The sequence below is a fragment of the uncultured Luteimonas sp. genome, assembly GCF_947492465.1.
Taxonomy (GTDB): Bacteria; Pseudomonadota; Gammaproteobacteria; order Xanthomonadales; family Xanthomonadaceae; genus Luteimonas.
On the sequence record NZ_CANLNF010000001.1, the window covers coordinates 102,506 to 122,831 of the forward strand.

At 71.5% G+C, this 20,326-nt stretch carries 17 protein-coding genes; 13 read left to right on the top strand and 4 right to left on the bottom strand.

Annotated features, from left to right (window positions below; all coding sequences use genetic code 11):
* The first annotated feature begins 73 nt into the window (after positions 1 to 73).
* From Q0863_RS00470 to Q0863_RS00485, 4 genes are read left to right on the top strand one after another with little or no spacing between them, the layout of a single operon-like run.
* The gene (locus Q0863_RS00470) at positions 74 to 355 is read left to right on the top strand and encodes a YfhL family 4Fe-4S dicluster ferredoxin (protein WP_298573600.1); all 282 of its coding nucleotides are present in this window, start codon (positions 74 to 76) and stop codon (positions 353 to 355) included.
* A 20-nt stretch (positions 356 to 375) separates the two neighbouring features.
* Complete coding sequence (ggt, locus tag Q0863_RS00475) at positions 376 to 2,088, top strand: gamma-glutamyltransferase (RefSeq protein WP_298575785.1); 1,713 nt, start codon at positions 376 to 378, stop codon at positions 2,086 to 2,088.
* Between the two features lie 23 nt (positions 2,089 to 2,111).
* Positions 2,112 to 3,011 carry an MBL fold metallo-hydrolase gene (locus tag Q0863_RS00480; protein ID WP_298573601.1) on the top strand — a complete coding sequence of 300 codons (900 nt, stop codon included), beginning with the start codon at positions 2,112 to 2,114 and terminating at the stop codon, positions 3,009 to 3,011.
* On the top strand, positions 3,008 to 3,409 hold the full coding sequence (locus Q0863_RS00485; protein WP_298573602.1) for an MAPEG family protein: 402 nt from the start codon (positions 3,008 to 3,010) through the stop codon (positions 3,407 to 3,409). The genes Q0863_RS00480 and Q0863_RS00485 overlap by 4 nt, the downstream gene beginning before the upstream one ends.
* 14 nt (positions 3,410 to 3,423) lie before the next feature.
* Here the strand turns inward: Q0863_RS00485 and Q0863_RS00490 are convergent, their stop codons facing one another.
* The gene (locus tag Q0863_RS00490) at positions 3,424 to 3,810 is read right to left on the bottom strand and encodes a helix-turn-helix domain-containing protein (RefSeq protein ID WP_298573603.1); all 387 of its coding nucleotides are present in this window, start codon (positions 3,808 to 3,810) and stop codon (positions 3,424 to 3,426) included.
* Between the two features lie 387 nt (positions 3,811 to 4,197).
* Here Q0863_RS00490 and Q0863_RS00495 point away from each other — a divergent pair, with 387 nt between their 5' ends.
* On the top strand, positions 4,198 to 5,994 hold the full coding sequence (locus tag Q0863_RS00495; protein WP_298573604.1) for a glycoside hydrolase family 9 protein: 1,797 nt from the start codon (positions 4,198 to 4,200) through the stop codon (positions 5,992 to 5,994).
* 55 nt (positions 5,995 to 6,049) lie between these two features.
* Here the strand turns inward: Q0863_RS00495 and upp are convergent, their stop codons facing one another.
* Positions 6,050 to 6,682: a uracil phosphoribosyltransferase gene (upp, locus tag Q0863_RS00500; RefSeq protein ID WP_298573605.1), complete on the bottom strand. Its 633-nt coding sequence runs from the start codon at positions 6,680 to 6,682 to the stop codon at positions 6,050 to 6,052.
* A 107-nt stretch (positions 6,683 to 6,789) separates the two neighbouring features.
* Entirely contained in the window at positions 6,790 to 9,114 is a 2,325-nt protein-coding gene (locus tag Q0863_RS00505) for a TonB-dependent receptor (RefSeq protein WP_298573606.1), read from the bottom strand.
* A 173-nt stretch (positions 9,115 to 9,287) separates the two neighbouring features.
* On the opposite strand from Q0863_RS00505, the gene Q0863_RS00510 reads away from it, so the two are divergent.
* From Q0863_RS00510 to Q0863_RS00520, 3 genes are read left to right on the top strand one after another with little or no spacing between them, the layout of a single operon-like run.
* The gene (locus Q0863_RS00510) at positions 9,288 to 10,451 is read left to right on the top strand and encodes a phytase (RefSeq protein WP_298573607.1); all 1,164 of its coding nucleotides are present in this window, start codon (positions 9,288 to 9,290) and stop codon (positions 10,449 to 10,451) included.
* Positions 10,452 to 10,477: 26 nt separating this feature from the next.
* Complete coding sequence (locus Q0863_RS00515) at positions 10,478 to 11,821, top strand: metallophosphoesterase family protein (RefSeq protein ID WP_298575788.1); 1,344 nt, start codon at positions 10,478 to 10,480, stop codon at positions 11,819 to 11,821.
* An 8-nt stretch (positions 11,822 to 11,829) separates the two neighbouring features.
* Positions 11,830 to 12,501, top strand: a complete 672-nt coding sequence (locus tag Q0863_RS00520) for an inorganic diphosphatase (protein WP_298573608.1) — start codon at positions 11,830 to 11,832, stop codon at positions 12,499 to 12,501.
* A gap of 383 nt (positions 12,502 to 12,884) precedes the next feature.
* Here Q0863_RS00520 and Q0863_RS00525 read toward each other — a convergent pair whose 3' ends face one another.
* Complete coding sequence (locus Q0863_RS00525; protein ID WP_298573609.1) at positions 12,885 to 14,381, bottom strand: aminotransferase class III-fold pyridoxal phosphate-dependent enzyme; 1,497 nt, start codon at positions 14,379 to 14,381, stop codon at positions 12,885 to 12,887.
* A gap of 176 nt (positions 14,382 to 14,557) precedes the next feature.
* On the opposite strand from Q0863_RS00525, the gene Q0863_RS00530 reads away from it, so the two are divergent.
* From Q0863_RS00530 to Q0863_RS00550, 5 genes are all read left to right on the top strand, one after another.
* Positions 14,558 to 14,989 (top strand): Lrp/AsnC family transcriptional regulator, encoded by a 432-nt coding sequence (locus tag Q0863_RS00530; protein WP_298575791.1) that lies wholly within the window; start codon positions 14,558 to 14,560, stop codon positions 14,987 to 14,989.
* A gap of 223 nt (positions 14,990 to 15,212) precedes the next feature.
* Positions 15,213 to 16,250 carry a tRNA preQ1(34) S-adenosylmethionine ribosyltransferase-isomerase QueA gene (queA, locus tag Q0863_RS00535; RefSeq protein WP_298573610.1) on the top strand — a complete coding sequence of 346 codons (1,038 nt, stop codon included), beginning with the start codon at positions 15,213 to 15,215 and terminating at the stop codon, positions 16,248 to 16,250.
* 108 nt (positions 16,251 to 16,358) lie between these two features.
* Positions 16,359 to 17,438, top strand: coding sequence for a Fe(3+) ABC transporter substrate-binding protein (locus Q0863_RS00540; RefSeq protein ID WP_298573611.1), 1,080 nt, complete (start codon positions 16,359 to 16,361; stop codon positions 17,436 to 17,438).
* An 81-nt stretch (positions 17,439 to 17,519) separates the two neighbouring features.
* Positions 17,520 to 19,241 (top strand): iron ABC transporter permease, encoded by a 1,722-nt coding sequence (locus tag Q0863_RS00545; RefSeq protein WP_298573612.1) that lies wholly within the window; start codon positions 17,520 to 17,522, stop codon positions 19,239 to 19,241.
* Entirely contained in the window at positions 19,238 to 20,245 is a 1,008-nt protein-coding gene (locus tag Q0863_RS00550; protein ID WP_298573613.1) for an ABC transporter ATP-binding protein, read from the top strand. Before Q0863_RS00545 ends, Q0863_RS00550 begins: the two co-directional genes overlap by 4 nt.
* Positions 20,246 to 20,326: the final 81 nt, after the last annotated feature.

Sequence of the window (20,326 nt, forward strand, 5' to 3'; positions counted from 1 at the left end):
GGTCGCCGGGGCCGCGCGACGGCGTCCCACGCTTGGAACGGGCCGGTCCCGGCGCAGGGCTTACAATGCGCGCATGGCCCTGAAGATCAACGAGCTCTGCGTCAACTGCGACGTCTGCGAGCCGGCCTGCCCGAACAGCGCGATCACCCAGGGCGAAACCGTCTACGTGATCGACCCGGCGCTGTGCACCGAATGCGTCGGGCATTTCGACGAACCGCAGTGCGTCATGGTCTGCCCGGTCGAGTGCATCGACTCCGATCCCGAGCATCCCGAGAGCGAGCCGCAGCTGCTGGCGAAGCTGCTGCGCCTGCAGGGCGACCACCCCGACACCACACCGCCGGAGGCGAATCCGTGACCAAGCTGCTGCGCACCGTCCTGTTGCTGGTCCTGCTGGCCGGCCCGTCCGCGCTGGCGGCCGAGACCCGGCCGGAACATCCGCCGGGCGCGGCCATCGCCTCGGCGCATGCGCTGGCCACCGACGCGGGATTCGAGACCCTGCGCGCGGGCGGCAATGCCTTCGATGCGGCGGTCGCGGTTTCGGCCGTGCTCTCGGTGGTCGAGCCGATCTCCTCGGGCCTGGGCGGTGGCGGCTTCTTCCTGCTGCACGAGGCGGCGAGCGGCCGCGACGTGTTCATCGACGCGCGCGAGACCGCACCGGCGTCGGCCACGCAGGCGCGTTACCTGAAGGCCGATGGCTCGTTCGATCGCGACCGCGCGGTCAATGGCCCCTGGTCGGCCGGCATCCCGGGCCTGCCGGCGGCGTTCGTGCACGTGGCTGGCAAGTACGGACAGCTGCCGCTGTCGACCTCGCTGGCGCCGGCGATCCGCATCGCGCGCGAAGGCTTTCCCGTGTACGCGCGCCTGGCCCGCGGCTACCAGCAGCGGCGCGAGGTGATGGAGCGCTACCCCGGCACGCGCGCGGTGTTCCTGGCCGGTGGCGTCGCGCCGGAGGAAGGCGCGCTGTTCCGACAGCCCGACCTGGCGCGCACCCTGGAGCTGCTGGCCGAGCAGGGTTTCGACGGCTTCTATCGCGGCGAGGTGGGCGAGAAGCTCGTGGCCGGGGTCAACGCCGAGGGCGGGCAGTGGACCGCGGAGGAGCTGGCCGCCTACACGGTGAAGGAGCGCGAGCCGATCCGTTTCCGCTACCGCGACTGGGACATCACCACCGCGCCGCCGCCGTCCTCGGGCGGAATCGCGCTGGCGCAGATGCTGCAGATCCTGGAGGGCTGGGACCTGGACGCGCTGGACGAGGCGTCGCGCACGCACCTGGTGGTGGAGTCGATGCGGCGCGCGTTCCGCGACCGCACCTTCTACCTTGGCGATCCGGATTTCGTGCAGGTGCCGCAGCGCCTGCTGACCAGCGCCGACTACGCCGCCGGCCTGCGCGCAACGATCAATCCGGCCAGGGCCACACCCAGCGACATGCTCTCGGGCGAGCAGACGCCGCTGGAGGACGAGGAGACCACGCACTTCTCGATCATCGACGCCGAAGGCAACCGCGTCGCCGTCACGCAGACGGTGAACCTGCTGTTCGGATCGGGCCTGGTTCCGCCGGGCACCGGGGTGCTGCTCAACAACGAGATGGACGATTTCGCGCTCAAGCCCGGCACGCCCAACGCGTTCGGGGTCATGGGTTACGACGCCAACGCGCCTGTGCCCGGCAAGCGCATGCTCAGCTCGATGACGCCGACCTTCATGCAGTCGGGCGAGCGCATCGTCGCGCTGGGCACCCCGGGCGGCAGCCGCATCATCACCATGGTGCTGCTGGGCATCCTCGGCTACGACGCCGGCCTGGATGCGCAGGCCGTCGCCGCGCTGCCGCGCTACCACCACCAGTGGATGCCGGACGTCATCGAAGCCGAGAGCGGTGCATTCACCCCGCAGGTGGCGCAGCAGCTGCGCGCGCTCGGCCATGCCCTCAAGCTGCCCGGCGACGAGGCAGCGGGCGGGCGGGGGTCCAGCCACGTCTGGGGCAACCTGCAGACGGTCGAGTGGAACCTGCGCCGCAACACCCTGCACGGCGGCAGCGACCCGCGCAATCCCGTCGGCAAGGCGGCCGTGGACAGCAGCGGCGCCCGCACGCGCTGACGTCCGCCCCCAGGAACCACGCCATGAAACTCTGGTCGATCGAAGGCAACTCGCAGCGGCTCGACGGCGGTTCGATGTTCGGCAACGCGCCGCGCACGATGTGGACGCGCTGGGCGGTCCCCGACGAGCGCAACCGCATCCGCCTGGCCACCCGCACGCTGCTGGCGACGCCGCTCAACGGCAGGACGGTGCTGTTCGAGACCGGCATCGGCGCATTCTTCGATCCGGACATGCGCGAACGCTTCGGCGTGGCCGAGAGCCGGCATGTCCTGCTCGATTCGCTGCGCGAGGCCGGCTTCGAACACGGCGACATCGACGTGGTGGTGCTGAGCCACCTCCACTTCGACCACGCCGGCGGCCTGCTGGCGCCGTGGGCGGAAGGACGCGGCCCGGAACTCCTGTTCCCCAACGCGACCTTCGTGATCGGCCGCCGCCACTGGATGCGCGCCTGCAATCCGCATCCGCGCGACCGCGCCAGCTTCATCCCGGAGTTGCCGGGCCTGCTCGAGGCCAGCGGCCGCATCGAATTCGTCGAGGACGACCGCGCGCCGTCGCTCGGCGACGCGGTGCGCTTCCACTACAGCGACGGGCATACGCCGGGCATGATGCTGGCCGAGATCCTCGGCCCGGACCAGCGCGACGGGCTGCCGCATGGAGGCGTGGTGTTCTGCGCCGATCTCGTGCCGGGCCTGCCCTGGGTGCACGTCCCGATCACGATGGGCTACGACCGCTGCCCGGAACTGCTGATCGACGAGAAGCAGGCGTTCCTCGAGGACAAGCTCGCGCGCGACGTGCACCTGTTCCTGACCCATGACCCGGAGATCGCGCTGGCCCAGCTCGCGCGCGACGAACGCGGCCGCTTCACCGCCGTCCACCAGCACGCACGGCTGGCCGCGCGCGCGCTGTCCGAGGCGGCGCCGTGACGCCCCGCATCAGCCTGTTCATCGCGGCGCTGCACGCGCTGCTGTACGTGGCGCTGGCGCTGCGCGTGGTGCTGCGTCGGCGTGCGACAGGGATCGGCGTGGGCAGCGGTGGGGACGCGGGGCTGTCGCTGCGGGTGCGGGTCCACGCCAACTTCGCCGAGTACGTCCCGCTGTCGCTGTTGCTGCTGGCCCTGCTGGAACTGTGCGGCAGCGCGCCGGCCCTGGTCTGGACCTGCGGCCTCGGCCTGCTGGCAGCGCGCGTGCTGCATGCCATCGGGCTGGGCGCGTCGCCGGGCTATTCGTTCGGACGCTTTGCCGGAACCCTGCTGACCTTCGTGCTGCTGCTGGCGATGGCGCTGGCGGGGCTGTGGCAGATGCTCGCCCTGCAGCTGGTCTGATTCGGCCCGGTCCTTCAGCTTCCGCCGCGCGGGCGACGCGCGCGCAGCGCCGGCAGCTGCGCCTCCACCAGCACCAGGATCGCCTGCTTGAGCGGTTCGCCGCAGGCGCGGAAGCCCTGCAGCAGGCGCCGTTCGACCAGGTCGTCGACGAACTCGGCGTCGGCCGCGGGAATGCCGTCGACGGGCGTCATCGGCGTGCCGCGGCCGGTGGCGAGCCACTCGTAGGACACGCCCGTGGCCAGCGCCAGTTCGGCGAGCCGCTCGCTGGAGGGATGCACGCCGCCACGGGCGCTTTCCCAGTTGCCGACGGCGCTGCGGCTCACGCCCAGCGCTTCGGCCAGTTCGGCCTGCGAGAGGCCTGCACGCACCCGTGACGTCCGGATGCGGGTACTCAGCTTCATCCCGGTGTTCCTTTGCAAAGCGCTATTGATATAGCACGGCGGTGCGGTTGTGTCAGCGATACTGTCTGGTCAGTAACATTGACAACGCTTGTCCAGCTTCGTTGGCATTATTTTGCAACTAGTTGATTTTGTTTATAGTGATTCTGGACTGTCAGCGATACTGTCGTCTTTTCGACCCCTTGGCCCGTTGCTTGCTGGGGCCGTTTCGCCGAGTGTTGCACCGTGGTCGCGTCGGCTCCAGGGACGGATGCCATCAGGAGCGGTGCCGCAGGGAGATGCTGGATGCAAGCGCAGGTTCGGCTGGGTCGGCATCTGCCGGCCCAGCCGGATCGGTCTGCCTGCCGCGGCCCCCTTGCATGCCCCCGGCATCGCAGCCAGCATCGGGACATGCATACACCCTCCGCACTTTTCTGCGCCGTGGCGCTGGCCCTGCTGCCCGCCATTCCCGCCATCGCCGATGACGGCGCCGCCGATCCCCCCGCCGCCACGCCACAGGTCCGGTTCAACCAGATCGGGTTCCACCCCGGCGCCTCCAAGCTGGCGGTGGTGGAAGGCCGGGCCGCAGGGCGATTCGACGTCATCGGCGAGGGCGACGGGCAAGTGGTGCTGGAAGGCGAGCTCGGGCCTGCGGCGGTGTGGCGTCCCGCCGGCCGCAGTGCGGCCATCGCCGACCTCAGCGACCTGCCTGCGGGGCGTTACCGGCTGCGGCTGGACGGATCCCTGCGATCGGACCCTCTGGTAGTCACCGCACGGCCCTATGCGGACTTGGCCGATGCCGCGCTCAAGGGGTTCTACTTCAATCGCGCCGGCACCGCGCTCGAGGCGGCGCATGCAGGGCGGCACGCGCGCGCGGCCGGGCACCCGGACACGCAGGTGCAGGTGCACGCTTCGGCGGCGAGCGCTGCGCGGCCGGCGGGCAGCGTGATCTCCGCGCCCGGCGGCTGGTACGACGCGGGCGACTACAACAAGTACGTGGTCAATTCCGGCATCACCCTGTACACGCTGCTGGCGGCGTGGGAAGACTTCCCCGAGTTCTTCCGCGCCCGCGATGCCGGCATTCCGGAAAGCGGCAATGCCGTGCCCGACCTGCTCGACGAAGCGTGGTGGAACCTGCGCTGGATGCTGGAGATGCAGGACCCGGCCGATGGCGGCGTGTACCACAAGCTCACCAACCTGCGCTTCGACGGCGCGGTGATGCCCGAAGCGGCGCGCGAGCCGCGCTACGTGGTGCAGAAGACCACGGCCGCGGCCCTGGACCTGGCCGCGGTGATGGCGATGGCCGCGCGCGTGTACGCGCCGTACGAGGCGCAGTATCCCGGCGAACCGGCGCGCATGCGCGCGGTGGCGAAGGCCGCCTGGGCCTGGGCGGAGGCGCATCCGGACGTCGTGTATCGACAACCCGGCGACGTGCAGACGGGCGCCTACGGCGATGCTGCGCTGGACGACGAATTCGCCTGGGCGGCCGCGGAGATGTTCCTGCTGACCGGGGACGAGACCTACCTGGAGACGTTCGACCGCCACGCGACGACGCCCGTGGTGCCCTCGTGGGCGCAGGTGGGAAGCCTGGGCTGGAGTTCGCTGGCACGCCATCGCGAGCGCCTGCCTGAGGCCATGCGCGCACGCATCACGCGCGGCGTCGAGGGCCTGGCGGCGCGGCTGGCGGCGATCTCGCAGGGGTCCGCCTGGCGCGTGGCGATGCAGGAGGAGGATTTCGTCTGGGGCAGCAGCGCGCAGGCGCTCAACCAGGCGCTGATGCTGGTGCAGGGCTACCGGCTGTCGCCGCGGCGCGAATACCTCGATGCGGCCCAGTCGCAGCTGGACTACGTGCTCGGTCGCAACCCGCTGGGCGTTTCGTTCGTCACCGGCCACGGCCTGCGCACGCCGATGCACATCCACCACCGCCCCTCGCAGGCCGACGGCATCTCCGAGCCGGTGCCTGGCCTGCTGTCGGGCGGGCCGAACCCGCGCCAGCAGGATGCCGGCGACTGCCCGGTGCCTTATCCGTCCGCGCTGCCGGCGCTGTCGTGGATCGACCACGCGTGCAGCTATGCCAGCAACGAGATCGCGATCAACTGGAACGCGCCGCTGGTGTACGTGGCGGCGGCGATCGAGTCGCTGACGCCAGCAGCGACGGCCGGCGCCGGCCCCGCCGACGGCGGGAGTGCAGCCGGCGCCGCGCGATAGGCACGGGCTGGGAAGCCGGCCGGACTTGCGGTCGGCGCGCGCGCCCCGCGCGGGTTCAGTCCAGTCGCGTGCCGAAGATGCGGTCGCCGGCGTCGCCCAGGCCGGGCAGGATGTAGCCCTTGTCGTTGAGGCGCTCGTCGATCGAGGCCGTGTAGACCTCCATGTCCGGGTGCGCGGCCTCGAGCGCGCGCAGGCCCTCGGGCGCGGCGACCAGGAAGATGCCCTTGATCCGCCGCGCACCGGCACGCTTGAGCATGCCGACGGTGGCGACCAGGGTGCCGCCGGTGGCGAGCATCGGGTCGAGGATCAGCGCGTCGCGTTCGTCCAGGCGTCCGGTCAGGCGTTCGAAGTACGGCACCGGCTGCAGGGTCTGCTCGTCGCGCTGCAGTCCGACCACGCTCACCTTCGCCGCGGGGATCAGCGCCAGCACGCCCGGCAGCATGCCCAGGCCCGCGCGCAGGATCGGCACCAGCGTGATCTTGGCACCGGCGATGCGGCGCACCGCGACGTCGCCGGCCCAGCCCGGCATCGTCGCCGCCTCCGTTTCGAGGTCGGCAGTGGCCTCGTACGCCAGCAACGTGCCCAGTTCGGTGACCAGTTCGCGGAAGGCCTTGGTGCTGAGCGAGGCATCGCGCAGCAGGCCGATCTTGTGCTGGACCAGCGGATGGCGGACTTCGACGGTCTTCATGGCGGCAGGCCCGGAACTGGATGCCGGAAGTCTGCATCAATCGCGACGGAGCCACAAAAGGCGCAGGCCGGCATGCGCCGGCCCGCGGTGGTCGCGCTGCGAGGCGCTCAGAACGCCCAGCGCATCACCAGCTGGTAGCTCGGACCCGCATCCTCGGTCTCGAGCTCGTACTCGTCGTGATCGCGATCGAGCTGGTCGCCGATGGTGTCGAACTTGTGAAAGACCTCGTCCTTGGAGGCATCGAGCAGGTTCGAGGCCGACAGCCGCACCGACACGCTGTCGCCGAACCGCTTCTCGACGAAGGCTTCCAGGTCCGCGCCGTAGCGGATGGTGACCTCCTCGCCGACGATGCGCGTATAGGCATCGCCCTGCTTGCGGTACGACACGCCGAAGCTGGCGCCGGCAGCCGGCAGGTCGTGGATGAAGCCGACGTTGAAGGCGGAGCGGGCCTGGTCGTTGAACCGGCGCTCGCCCATGAAGTCGTCCACCTTCGACTGGACCCAGGCGTAGTTGAGGAACACGCCGGTGTGCTCCAGGCCGATCGCGCCCAGCGGAGTGGACAGGTCGAACTCGACGCCGTAGACCTTGCCGTCGCCGACGTTGCCCGAGGTGAACAGCCAGCTTTCGGCCGGCTCGGCGGCCATCGCCTCCTCGACGGTGGCGTAGTCGCCGTCTTCGACCATGTCTTCCCAGGCGTCGCGCATTTCCTCGCTGGGTTCGCCGGTGTTGACCAGTTCGATCAGGTCCTTGACGTCGCGGTAGAAGACATTGACGCCGACCACGCCGCGCCGGCCGAGGCGACGCTCGTAGCCGAGGTCGAGGCCGTTGGCGGTCTCGGGCGCGAGATCCGGGTTGCCGACGTAGTCGTTGTCGCCGTACTCGCCGTCGAGCAGCGCGGGGATCAGTTCGTTGAAGTTCGGACGCTTGATGCTCCGGGCCAGCGACAGGCTGAGGCGATCGGCGTCGGTCAGGTCCCACTTCAGGTGCATCGACGGCAGCAGCTCGCTGTAGTCCCTGGACACGCGGGTCGTATCGCCGTCCTGGCTGGACTCGACGTCGGAGTCGGTGGTCTCGTAGCGCAGGCCGGCTTCCCACGCGAGCACGCCGGCCTTGCCGGAGAACATCAGGTAGGGATCGATGCGGCGCTCTTCGATCAGGCTGCCGATCGTGGTGTCGGGCGCGTACACCACCGGGTCGCCCTCGGCGTCGGCGGCGAACTCGTAGTAGGCGTGGCCGATCTCGCGCTTCTTGGCGCGGTAGTCGACGCCGAACTCCATCCCGGCCGCGCCGACCACGCGCTTGTGCGCCAGCCTGAAGCTCGTCTCGGCATCGCTGGCGTCGATGTCAAGGCGTTCGGCCTCGGACTCGTCCCACTCGCCGTCGACGTAGGCGTGCGCTTCCTCGGACTCCATGCTCCTGTCCTCGAAGCGCGCGTAGTCCAGGTCCAGCTCCGTGGTGCCGCCGGCCATGTCGAACCGGTACTCGGCGCCGATGCCCCAGTTCTTCTGGTCGACGGTGGAGAAGCCGGGCACGTTGGCGGTGATCACCTCGCCGTCGTCGTACTCCTCCTCGAAGGACACCTCGGTGATCTCGCGGTCGGTCTTGACGTAGAAGCCGTCGACGCTGAAGCGACCGGTCTCGCCGACATCGACGGTATAGGAGACGTTGCCCGAGTAGTCGCGGCCGTCCTTCACTTCCTCCTGGTCCTCCCAGCTGACCAGCTTGGCCATCGTCGGGTCCGAGTAGCGGTCCGAGCGCTTGGACTTGCCGCGGTAGCGGTCCTGCACGTTGATGCCGCCCAGCAGGCGCCCGCCCAGGGCTTCGCCACTCGCGACCGCGCCGAGGGTCGGATTGACCTCGCCGTCGTGCCACCGGTTCACGCCCAGGCGCAGATAGCCGCCATCGAACTCGTAGGCATCGCGCAGGATGATGTTGATCGCGCCGGCGACTGCGTCGCCGGAACGGTTGGCGCTGTTGCTGCGCAGGACCTCGATGCGGTCGACCATCTCCGCCGGGATGCGGTCCACCCAGAACGAGCGGTCGTCGCCGGCGCCGGGCACCTTCTTGCCGTTGATCAGCACCTGGGTGTAGCCGCCGCCCAGGCCACGCAGCTGGACGCCGTCGTATTCCATGATGTCGGAGCCGACGAAGGCCGCGCCCGGCAGGCGCTTGACCATGTCGCCGACGGTGTTGGGCTCGAAGCGCTGGAAGTACTCCAGGTCGTAGCTGAGCACCGGTGCAGTGTCGTCGGTGCGGTTGCGATAGGCGATCTCGCCCTGCACCACCACCGCGTCCAGGTCCTTGGGCTCGGCGGCGGCGTCGATGGCGGTGCCGGGGGCGGTGTCGGGAGCGGCCAGTGCGCCGGCCGACGGCAGCAGCAGGGCGCAGGCGAGGGCGCGTGACAGGCCGATGGCCAGTGCGTGACGTGTCATGTGTCGGGTCTTCGGGTGAAAAATCGACGAAACTTTCACCCCGCGATATGTCGCTGCCATGACAGTGGCCACGCCAGGTCGCCCGTGGAGCGGGGCGCGCGCCCGCGTTTCTCCGGAATGTCATATTTGCTTCATACGATCCCAGCTTCCTTGCAGACCGCGTTCCGGGATCCATGACCCACGACATCCGCACCCTATCGCTGGCGCTCGCGCTCCTGTCCGTCACCGCCTGTTCCACCGGCCCGGCCACCGTGGCGTCGCCCGCGGCCGGCAGCAGCACCGTCGCGGACCGCGAACCCGACGAGTACGAGGACGACGATGTCCTGCTGCGCGACCACGACGTGCCGCACGTGGTCGTCGAAGAAGCCTTCGTCACCGCGTCCACCCCGGACGACAACATCGATTCGCCGGCCAGCTGGATGCAGGACGGTCGCCGCATGCTGGTGGCCACCGCCAAGGCCACCGACCAGCTGGTGGTGTACGACGGCGCCACCGGCGCGCGCCTGCGCAGCGTCGGCGGCAGCGGCGACGGCGCGGGCCGGTTGCGCCGGCCCAACGGCGTGGCCACGGTCGACGACCGCGTGCTGTTCGTGGTCGAGCGCGACAACCGCCGCGTGCAGGCGTTCGCGCTGCCCAGTCTCGAGCCGCTGCTGGCCTTCGGCCAGGACGGGCTGCGGCAGCCCTACGGCCTGTGGGTGCGCCCGCACGGGAACGGCTATGAAGTGCTGGTGAGCGACGCCTACATGGCCGGCGAGGACGCGCAGGGCGACGACATCGTGCCGCCACTGGCCGAGCTCGGGCAGCGTTTCCGCCGCTACCAGGTCAGCGAGCGCGCCGGAACCTGGAGCGCACGCGAAACCGGGACCTTCGGCGATACCGGTGCCGCCGGCGCGATCCGCGTCCCCGAATCGCTGTTCGGCGACGTCGACCACGACCGCCTGCTGGTGGCCGAGGAAGACGTGCCGACGGGCACCCGCCTGCGCGAGTACGACCTGCAGGGCCGCTACCGCGGACGCGACGTCGGTGCCGGCCAGTACGTGGCCCAGGCCGAAGGCATCGCCCTGATGTCCTGTCGCGACGGCAGCGGCTGGTGGGTGGCGAGCGACCAGTTCGCCGACCGCACCGTGTTCCACCTGTTCGACCGCACCAGCCTGGCGCACGTCGGCTCGTTCGCCGGCAAGGTCACGGGCCTGACCGATGGCGTGTGGCTCGACCCGCGCGGCGACTCGCGATTCCCCGAAGGCGTGTTCTACGCCTCCCACCTGGATGCGGCCGTGGCCGCGTTCGACTGGCGCGACATCGCCGCCGCCCTCGAGCTGCCGGCGTGCGCGCGCTGAGGCAAGGCGCCGCTGGCGCGCTGGCGCTGGCCGCGCTGCTGGCGCTGACGCCGCTGGCCGCGCGCGAGGACGGGCGTGCGCCCGAGCCGAACACGCGCGTGCCCGCGGGCATGCGGCACTACGTGGCCAACGTGTTCCCCGACCGCATCGTCGCCTCTCCGGCGCAGGATGCGGCGCGCGGACTTTCCGTGGCCTGGCGGACCAGCCGCGCGGTCGATTCGCCGCTGCTGGAAATCGTGGAAGCCGGCGATTCCCCCGACCTGGGCGAGCCGCGCCGGATCCGCGCCGGAACCCGCGAACTGCGCACGGAGAACGGCACCGCGCACCACCATCGCGTCGAGGTCGACGGGCTGCAGCCCGATACGCTGTACGCCTGGCGCGTGCAGGGCGGCGGCACCTGGAGCGCCTGGCACCACATCCGCACCGCAGCCGCGCCGGGCAGCCCGCTCACCCTGCTGTACTTCGGCGACACCCAGAACAAGAACGTCAGCCTGGGCACGCGCGTGCTGCGCGAGGCGATGCGCCACGCGCCGGAGGCGCGGCTCGCGCTGTTCGCGGGCGACCTGGTCAGCGGCGGCGACGGCGAGGACGACACCGAGTGGGGCGAATGGTTCGAGGCCGCGGGCGCCTTGCCCACCTCGATGGCCGTCGCGCCGGCGGCCGGCAACCACGAGTACTTCGAGGAATTCGAGGACACCCCGCGCGAGCGCCGCGTCCTGGGGAGCCACTGGCCAGTCCAGTTCGCGCTGCCGGGCAACGGCGCACCGGGCGCGGAGCGCACGAGCTACTGGTTCGACTACCAGGACGTGCGCATCGCGGTGCTCGACGGCACCTCCGCGTTGGACCTGGACACCGCCAGGGCGCAGGCGCGCTGGCTGGACGGCGTGCTGGCGGGCAACCCGCAGCGGTGGAGCATCGTCATGACCCACCAGCCGTTCTACTCGCCGCGCGCCGGACGCGACAACGCCGCACTGCGCGAGCACCTGTTGCCGGTGATCCGGCGCCGCGGCGTGGACCTGGTGCTGCAGGGACACGACCACGTCTACGGCCGGCGCAGGGACGAAGGCGGGCGACTGCCGGTGTTTGCCGTGTCGGTCGCGGGCGCCAAGCAGTACCGGCTGTCGGCGGGCGCACGCGAGACCATGGACCCGGTGGCGGAGGACACCCAGCTGTTCCAGGTGATCCGCATCGAGGGCGATCGCCTGCGTTACGAGGCGCGCACGGCCACCGGGCGGCTGTACGACGCGTTCGAGCTGGTCGGCGACGGGACCTCGCGGCGCCTGGTCGAGCAGCCCGATGGGCGCATCGCCCCGCGCCTGTGCCAGCGCGCGCGGACGCTGAAGGGGCGGACCGACCGCTGCTGGGAGTGACCGCCGACATGGACACTGGAATCGCCGCTCACGATGGCGCGCGCGGTCGCGCGGGCCGCGCCCGCGACTGGTGCCTGGCCGCCGCACTGCTGCTGCCGTGGGTGCCGCCGGCGGCAGTCGCCAAACCGCCGCCGCAGGCGCAGGTGCGCCATCCCTTCCTCGCCATGCAGCCTGCGGACGCGCCGGACTCGGCGTTGCTGGCCGTGGAGATTCCGTCCGGCAGCGCCACCAAGTACGAGATCGGCGCCGACGGCCTGGTCTACGTGGACCGCTTCGTGTCGATGCCGGTAGCGTATCCGGCGAACTACGGATCGATCCCGCGCAGCCTGGCCGGCGACGGCGATCCGCTCGATGCGCTGGTGCTGACGCGCGCGCCGCTACACCCCGGCACGCTGGTCCGGTTCCGCCCGGTGGGCGTGCTGCGGATGACGGACCAGGGCGATCGCGACGAGAAGATCATCGGCGTGCCAGTCGACGCGGTGGACCCGACGTACGCCGGCATCCGCGACATCGGCGACCTGCCGCAGGCCGAGCGCGAACGCATCGAGGCCTTCTTCCGGATCTACAAGGACCTGCCGCGAGGACGTGGTGCGGTGGTGCTGGACGGGTTCGGCGACGCGGCCGAGGCGCGTGCGCTGGTCCGGGAGGCGCTGGGGCGGTTTGCCGACGTGGGGCACTGAGGGCTGTCCGGACATCGCGGCGGCGGTCGCCCCCACCCCAACCCTCCCCCGCACGCGGGGGAGGGAGCGGAACTCCGCGACCGAGAGCGGGCACGGTGCTGCGACCAGAAGGGGGAACGTCGCGATCCGCGAGCGGGCGTGCGCCGTGACCGGGGGCGAAACGTCATGAGCCAAGAGCGGGTGTGCGCCGCGACGGGGGCGAGATGTCGTGACCCGAGAGCGGGGAGGGCGCCGAGATCAGAGAGGGAGATGCCACTACGCGGGCGTGGCAACACGTCGCGGCCAGACGGGCGAGGCGCAACGCTGCTCCCCGGAACCGGCCCCGCTCCCACCCCCGCTTGCGGGGGAGGGCCGGGGTGGGGGAGCGCGCGGAGCGCGCCGTCTCAGGCGGCTTCGGCCGCCTTCTGGCGCGGGCCTTCGCGCAGGGCCCTGCCGACCATCGACACCAGCAGCTCGAGCTCGTCGGTGGTGGTCTCGAAGCGCGGGGTGAAGCGCAGCGAGTTGGCGCCGCCGTGGATCACGCCGATGCCATGCTCGCGCAACCACTCCTCGGTGGAGCCAGCGCCGTAGCACTTGAACTGCGGGGACAGCTCGCAGGAGAACAGCAGGCCGGTGCCCTGCACGCCGGTGATCTGGCCGCCCATCTCCGTCCTGAGCGCTTCGAGCCGGGCCACCGCCTCGCGGCCGCGCTCGCGGATGTTGGCGCGCAGTTCCGGCGTGATCGCGTCCAGCACCGCGCAGGCCACGTCGAGCGCGCGCGGGTTGGTGGTCATGGTGTTGCCGTACACGCCGGTGCGGTAGAGCGCGGCGGTCGCCGCATTCACGGCGAGCACCGACAGCGGGTACTGGCCGGCGTTGAGTGCCTTGGAGTAGGTCTCCATGTCCGGTGCGGCGCAACCTTCGAAGCCGGGGTAGTCGACGATCGACAGCACGCCGTGCGCGCGCAGGCCCGCCTGGATCGAGTCGACCAGCAGCAGTGCGTCGTGTGCGCTGGTGAGTTCGCGCGCGGCGTCGTAGAACGCGCGGGGCAGGGCGCGCCCGGGATCGCCTTCGCCCATCACCGGCTCCAGGAACACCGCCTCGATGAACCAGCCGTTACGTTCGGCATCGGCGAAGGCGCGGCGCAGCGCGTCGGCGTCGTAGGGCTCGATCGCGATCAGTGACTCCTCGCCGCGGAAGCTGGCCAGGTGCTGCTGGTAGGTCTTGCGGGTGGAATCGGAATACAGCGCGGGGCGCTCGGTGCGGCCATGGAAGCTGCCCTTGACCACGATGCGCTTGATCTTCGCGTCGGCATGGCGCCCGCCCGGGTCGGTCATCAGCTTGCTGTTGACGTCGGCGATGCGCGCGGCGAGGCCCACCGCCTCCGAGCCGGAATTCAGGCACAGGAAGCGCGCGAACGGGCAGCCGCCGGCGCTGTGCCCGATCTCGCGGCGCAGCGCCCGGTCCAGGCGCAGCTGCGACAGGTTGGGCGTCATCACGTTGGCGATCGCCTGCGGCCTGGCCATGGCCTCGATCACCGCCGCAGGCGAATGGCCCAGGCCGAGCATGCCGTAGCCGCCCGAGTCGTGGACCACCGCGCCCTTGAGGGTGACGATCCAGGGGCCGCGTGCGGTCAGCGCCACGTAGGGGTTGACCGCGTCGGTGGCGTAGAAATTGACGTAGCCGGCCTGCACCGTTTCGATCTGGGCCGATTCGTCGAGCTCGAGCAGGTCGGCGAAGTCGTCGCGGATGCGCGCGTATTCGGCGGCGGCGGCCTCGATCGCCTCGGCCAGTTCGGGATGGGTCGGGGCCAGCCGTTCGAGAGTGGCGTCGTCCAGTCCGCTGGTGCGGCGCTGGCCGCCATGGGCGCGCAGGGGGGCAAGGGCGGTGGTGATCGACATCGGCGCTTCTCCTGGAACGTGCCGCGGCGCGCCTGGGACGGGACGCCACGGTCGGGTGGGGACGCCGCGAACGGCGATTAGGTTCCTATTATCTCGATCCCTTCGTCGCAAGACAGGGTGGATTTGCGCAGAATTCCGTATGATTTCGGCGAATCGCCGAGCCAATTGCGCACATGATGAAGATCACGCCCGCCGACGCCCAACTGCTGTCGTCCCTCCGGGAGAACGCACGCGCCTCCACCGCGCAGATCGCGCGCCGGCTCGGCCTGTCGCGCACCACCGTGCAGAGCCGGATCGAGCGGCTCGAGCGCGAGGGCGTGATCCGCGGCTATACGGTGCGCGTGGACGAGGAGGTCGAACGCGGCCATATCCGCGCCCACATCCTGATCACCGTGCTGCCCAAGCAGATGCCGGCAGTGGTGCAGGCCCTGCACGAGATGCCGCAGGTGCGCAGCCTGCATTCGGTGAGCGGCGCCCACGACCTGGTGGCGATGGGCGTGGTGCCCACGGTGGTGGACATGGACGAGCTGACCGACCGCATCGGCGCGATCGACGGGGTGGAGCGCACGACCTCGGCGGTGATCCTGTCGACCAAATTCGAAAGGTAAGCGTCCTCCGCCGCAGGCGGAGGACGCCACCGCCCCTCCTCCGCCCCGCGGGGGAGGGGGGAACCGCTTGCAAAGCAAGCGGTGGGGTGGGGGCAAGCCGCCGCCACGTCCCCCGCTTGCAGGCGGGCTGTGTGGAACCAGCCCCCCGCGTCCGCCCCAGATGCGCCGCAGCGCTGACGACCCTTCGCCCGCGCCGCCCCGGGCGCCGACCTACAATTCCCCGATGAAGAAATCCGATTTCAATTACGCCCTGCCGCCCGAACTGATCGCGCAGGAGCCGCTGCCCGAACGCTCGGCCAGCCGCATGCTGGTGGTGCCGCCGGGCGAGGCGCCGCTGCTGGACGCGACGATCCGCCAACTCGGCGACTGGCTGCGCCCCGGCGACCTGCTCGTGTTCAACGACACCCGGGTGATCCCGGCGCGGCTGTTCGGGCAGAAGGACACCGGCGGGCGGGTCGAGATCCTGATCGAGCGCCTGTTGCCGGGCAACCGGGCGCGTGCGCAGCTGGGCGCGAGCAAGTCGCCGAAGCCCGGTGCGCGCATCGCGCTCGACGCGGGCGGCACGGCCGAAGTGCTCGATCGCGACGGCGGCTTCTACCATCTGCAGTTCGAGGTCGAAGGCGCGCTGGAGTCGTGGCTGCTCGGCGCGGGGCGCCTGCCGCTGCCGCCCTACATCCGTCGCGAGCCGGGCCGCGACGACGCCGAGCGCTACCAGACCGTGTTCGCGCGCGAGGTCGGCGCGGTCGCCGCGCCTACCGCCGGCCTGCATTTCGACGATGCCCTGCTGGCGGCGCTGCGCGAGCGCGGCATCGAGTCCGGCCACGTCACCCTGCACGTGGGCGCGGGCACCTTCCAGCCGGTGCGGGCCGACGACCTGCACCAGCACGCCATGCACAGCGAGTGGCTCAACGTGGGCGCCGGTCTGGTCGCGCAGATCCGGCGCACGCGCGAGGCCGGCGGCCGCGTGGTGGCCGTGGGCACCACCGTGGTGCGGGCGCTGGAAAGCGCGATGGCCGGCGGCGAGCTGCATCCGCATACGGGCGAGACCAGCATCTTCATCTTCCCCGGCTACCGGATCCGCAGCGTCGACGCCCTGCTGACCAATTTCCACCTGCCCGAATCGACCCTGCTGATGCTGGTGTCGGCGTTCGTGGGCCGCGAACGAATCCTGTCGGCCTATGCGCACGCGGTGCGGCAGCGCTACCGCTTCTTCTCCTATGGCGACGCGATGCTGCTGCTCGGGGACGCGTTCCGGGACTGAACCGGACGCCCGGATTGCCCCGGGCCCGTGCCTGCGTCGAAGCGGATGAGTACAATTCTCATTTCCGGGCGCGGCCAGCCGCGTCCGCCCCGATCCGAGGAGTCGATGATGCGTCTTGCCCCTGTCGTCCGCGCGCCCGTGTTTGCGGTCCTGGTCCTGCTGGCCGCCTGTGGCCAGCGCGAGGCGGCGACGCCGCCGGCTCCGGCCGCGGACGCCGCGCCGGCTGCGTCGGGCGAGGTCAACCTCTACACCACCCGCGAGCCGGGGCTGATCCAGCCGCTGCTGGAGGCGTTCACCGCCTCGTCCGGGATCGAGGTCAACACCGTGTTCGTGCGCGACGGCCTGCTCGAGCGCGTGCGCGCGGAAGGGCAGCGCTCGCCGGCCGACGTGCTGATGACGGTCGACACGGGCAACCTGCTCGACCTGGTCGACAACGGCCAGACCCAGCCGGTCGAATCGCAGGCCCTCGCCGACGCCATCCCCGCGCACCTGCGCGGCGCGGACGGCCAATGGTTCGCGCTGTCCCTGCGCGACCGCATCCTCTACGCCGACAAGGACCTGCAGCTCGACGGCTTCACCTACGAGCAGCTGGCCGATCCGCAGTGGAAAGGACGCGTGTGCATCCGCTCCGGCCAGCATCCCTACAACACCAGCCTGATCGCGGCGATGATCGCCCACGCCGGCGAGGAGAAGACCGAGGCCTGGCTGCGCGGGGTCAAGGCGAACCTGGCGCGCAAGGCCGCCGGCGGCGATCGCGACGTGGCCCGCGACATCCTCGCCGGCATCTGCGACATCGGCATCGCCAACGCCTACTACGTCGGCCGCATGAAGAATGCCGAGCCCGGCAGCGAGCAGCACCAGTGGGGCGAAGCCATCCAGGTGGTCCGCCCGACCTTCGCCAGCGCCGCCGACGGCGGCACCCACGTCAACATCAGCGGGGCGGCGGTGGCGCTGCACGCGCCCAACCGCGACAACGCGGTGAAGCTGCTCGAATACCTCGTCTCCGACGAGGCCCAGAGCCTGTACGCGCGGGCCAACTACGAGTACCCCGTGAAGGCCGGGGTGGAGCTCGACCCGGTGGTGGCCAGCTTCGGCGAGATGAAGGTCGACACCCTGCCGCTGACCGAGGTGGCCCGGCATCGCAGGCAGGCCAGCGAGCTGGTGGACCGGGTGGGGTTTGACAACTGATCGAAGCGGACGCGGTCCGGGATTCCGGCGCTGGCCCGGTCCCGACGGCCGGTCTTGCCGAGCGCAGTACGACTCCGGCCGATGCACGCTGACCCGACCGCAATGATCGCCGTGGCCGCCGCCGCGCCGCGCCCGCGCTCGCGTGCGTGGCCGCGCCCGGACGGCTGGCTGCTGGCCGCGATCGTGTTCGCCGTGGCCGTGGTGCTGCCGCTGCTGGCGCTGGCGTGGACGGCGGCGCAGGGCTCCGAGGGGTTGTGGTCGCACATCGCCGGCCACGTGCTGCCGCGGGCGACGTGGAACACCTCGCTGCTGCTGCTGGGCGTGGGCGCGCTGGTGGTTTCGATCGGCACCGGCGCGGCCTGGCTGGTGACCGCCTACGAGTTCCCCGGGCGCGGCGTCATGGCCTGGGCGCTGCTGCTGCCGCTGGCGGTGCCGACCTACATCGTCGCCTACGCCTATCTCGACCTGCTGCATCCGCTGGGGCCGCTGCAGTCGGGGCTGCGCGCGCTGCTGGGGGTGGCGAGTCCGCGCGATTTCAGGCTGCCCGACATCCGCGGCCTGGCCGGCTGCATCGTGCTGCTGGGGTTCGTGCTGTATCCGTATGTGTACATGACCACGCGCGCGATGTTCATGACCCAGGCCGCCAGCCTGCTGGAGGCCGCGCGCACGCTGGGGGCCGGGCGCGTGGCGCTGTTCACGCGGGTGGCGCTGCCGCTGGCGCGGCCGGCGATCGCGGTCGGCGCCGCGCTGGCGCTGCTGGAGACGCTCAACGACATCGGCGCGTCGGAATTCCTCGGCGTGCAGACGCTCACGGTCTCGGTCTACACCACCTGGATCACCCGCAGCGACCTGCCGGGCGCGGCGCAGATCGCGCTGGCGATGCTGCTGCTGGTGGTGGCGCTGATCGCGCTGGAGCGTCACGGGCGCAGCCGCCAGCGCTATGCCAGCACGCTGCGGCCACGCCCGATGCAGCGCCAGCGCCTGCGCGGCGGCATGGCCTGGCTGGCGCTGGCGCTGGCGGCGCTGCCGGTGCTGGTCGGCTTCGTCGCGCCCACCGCCTACCTGCTGGCCGAAACCTGGCAGCGGCTGGGGCAGGGCGACGGCGTGTCGCCGATGCTCTGGTCCAGCGCCTGGAACACGCTGCGCGTCGCGGCGCTGGCGACCGTGCTGACCGTGGCCGCGGGGCTGGTGCTGGCCTGGGCGCTGCGGCTGGCGCAGGCGCGCCGCGCGCCGCGGTTGGCCGCCGTCGCGCTGCGCGTGGGCAGCCTCGGCTACGCGGTGCCGGGCACGGTGCTGGCGATCGGGCTGCTGGCACCGCTGGCCTGGTTCGACGACGGCGCCAACCTGGCGCTGCAGTGGTTGGGTATCGGGCCGCGGATGCTGCTGATGGGTTCGGTCACGGCGCTGGTGCTGGCGTACGCGCTGCGGTTCGCGATCATCGCCGCCGGCGGCACCGAAGCCGGCCTGGCGCGCATCCCGGTGTCGCTCGACCAGGCCGCCCGCGGCCTGGGCCAGGCGCCGGGCGCGATGCTGTGGCGCGTGCACCTGCCGCTGCTGCGGCCGGCGCTGGCGGCGGCGGCGCTGCTGGTGTTCGTCGATGCGATGAAGGAACTGCCCGCCACCCTGCTGCTGCGGCCGCTGAACTTCGAGACGCTGGCCACCTGGCTGTATGCCGATGCGGCGCGCGGCGCCTACGAGGATGGCGCGGTGGCGGCGCTGCTGATCGTGCTGGCCGGCTTGCTGCCGGTGATCCTGCTGGCGCGCACCGGCCTGGCCTACGGACGCGAGGTGGCGGCGCGATGAGCGGCACGGGAGCAGCGGCGATGCTGCAGGTCGGCGACATCCGCGTGGCCTATCCGACGCCCGCCGGGCCGCGCACCGTGGTCGACGGACTGTCGCTGTCGCTGGCGCGCGGCGAGGTCGGCTGCCTGCTCGGCCCGTCCGGCTGCGGCAAGACCACGGTGCTGCGCGCGATCGCCGGCTTCGAGCCGCTGCAGTCCGGGCAGGTGGTGCTGGACGGCAGGGTGCTGTCCGCGACCGGTTCCACCGTGCCGCCCGAGCAGCGCGGGATCGGGATGATGTTCCAGGACTACGCGCTGTTCCCGCACCTGGACGTGGCCCGCAACGTCGGCTTCGGCCTGGTCCGGCGCCCGCGCCGCGAGCGCGAGGCGCGGGTGGCCGAAGTGCTGGAACTGGTCGGCCTGCCCGACCGCGCGGACGCCTGGCCGCACGAGCTGTCCGGCGGCCAGCAGCAGCGCGTGGCACTGGCGCGCGCGCTGGCGCCGTCGCCGTCGCTGCTGCTGCTCGACGAGCCGTTCTCCAACCTCGATATCGATACCCGCGAGCACCTGGCCGCGGAACTGCGCGCGATCCTGCGCCGCACCGCGACCACCGCGCTGCTGGTCACCCACGACCAGGCCGAGGCCTTCGCCATGGCCGACGCGATCGGGGTGATGGACCAGGGCCGGATCCTGCAGTGGGCCGATGCGGCGACGCTGTACGCCCGGCCGGCCGACCCGTTCGTGGCCGGGTTCATCGGTCGCGGCTGCGTGCTGGCGGCCGCGGCGCTGGGCCTACCCGATGGCGGCCGGGTGCTGCTGCGCCCGGACCGGCTGCTGGTCGATCCGCAGGGCCCGATCCACGCGCTGGTGCTGGCCGTGAGTTTCCGCGGGCCGGGCCGCGTTGCCCAGTTGCGGCTGGACGGAGGCGAGACGGTGGAGGCCGACCTGCCGGAGGACGCCGCGCCGGCATCGGGGACGACGTTGCGGCTGCGGCTGGCGGACGCGGCGCTGGTGCGCTTTCCGTAACGACCGGGATTGCGTTCCGCGGGGGGCGCAGCCGGGCAGGCGGGTGATAATGCGCCGGCCATGCGTCGCATCGCCGCAGGC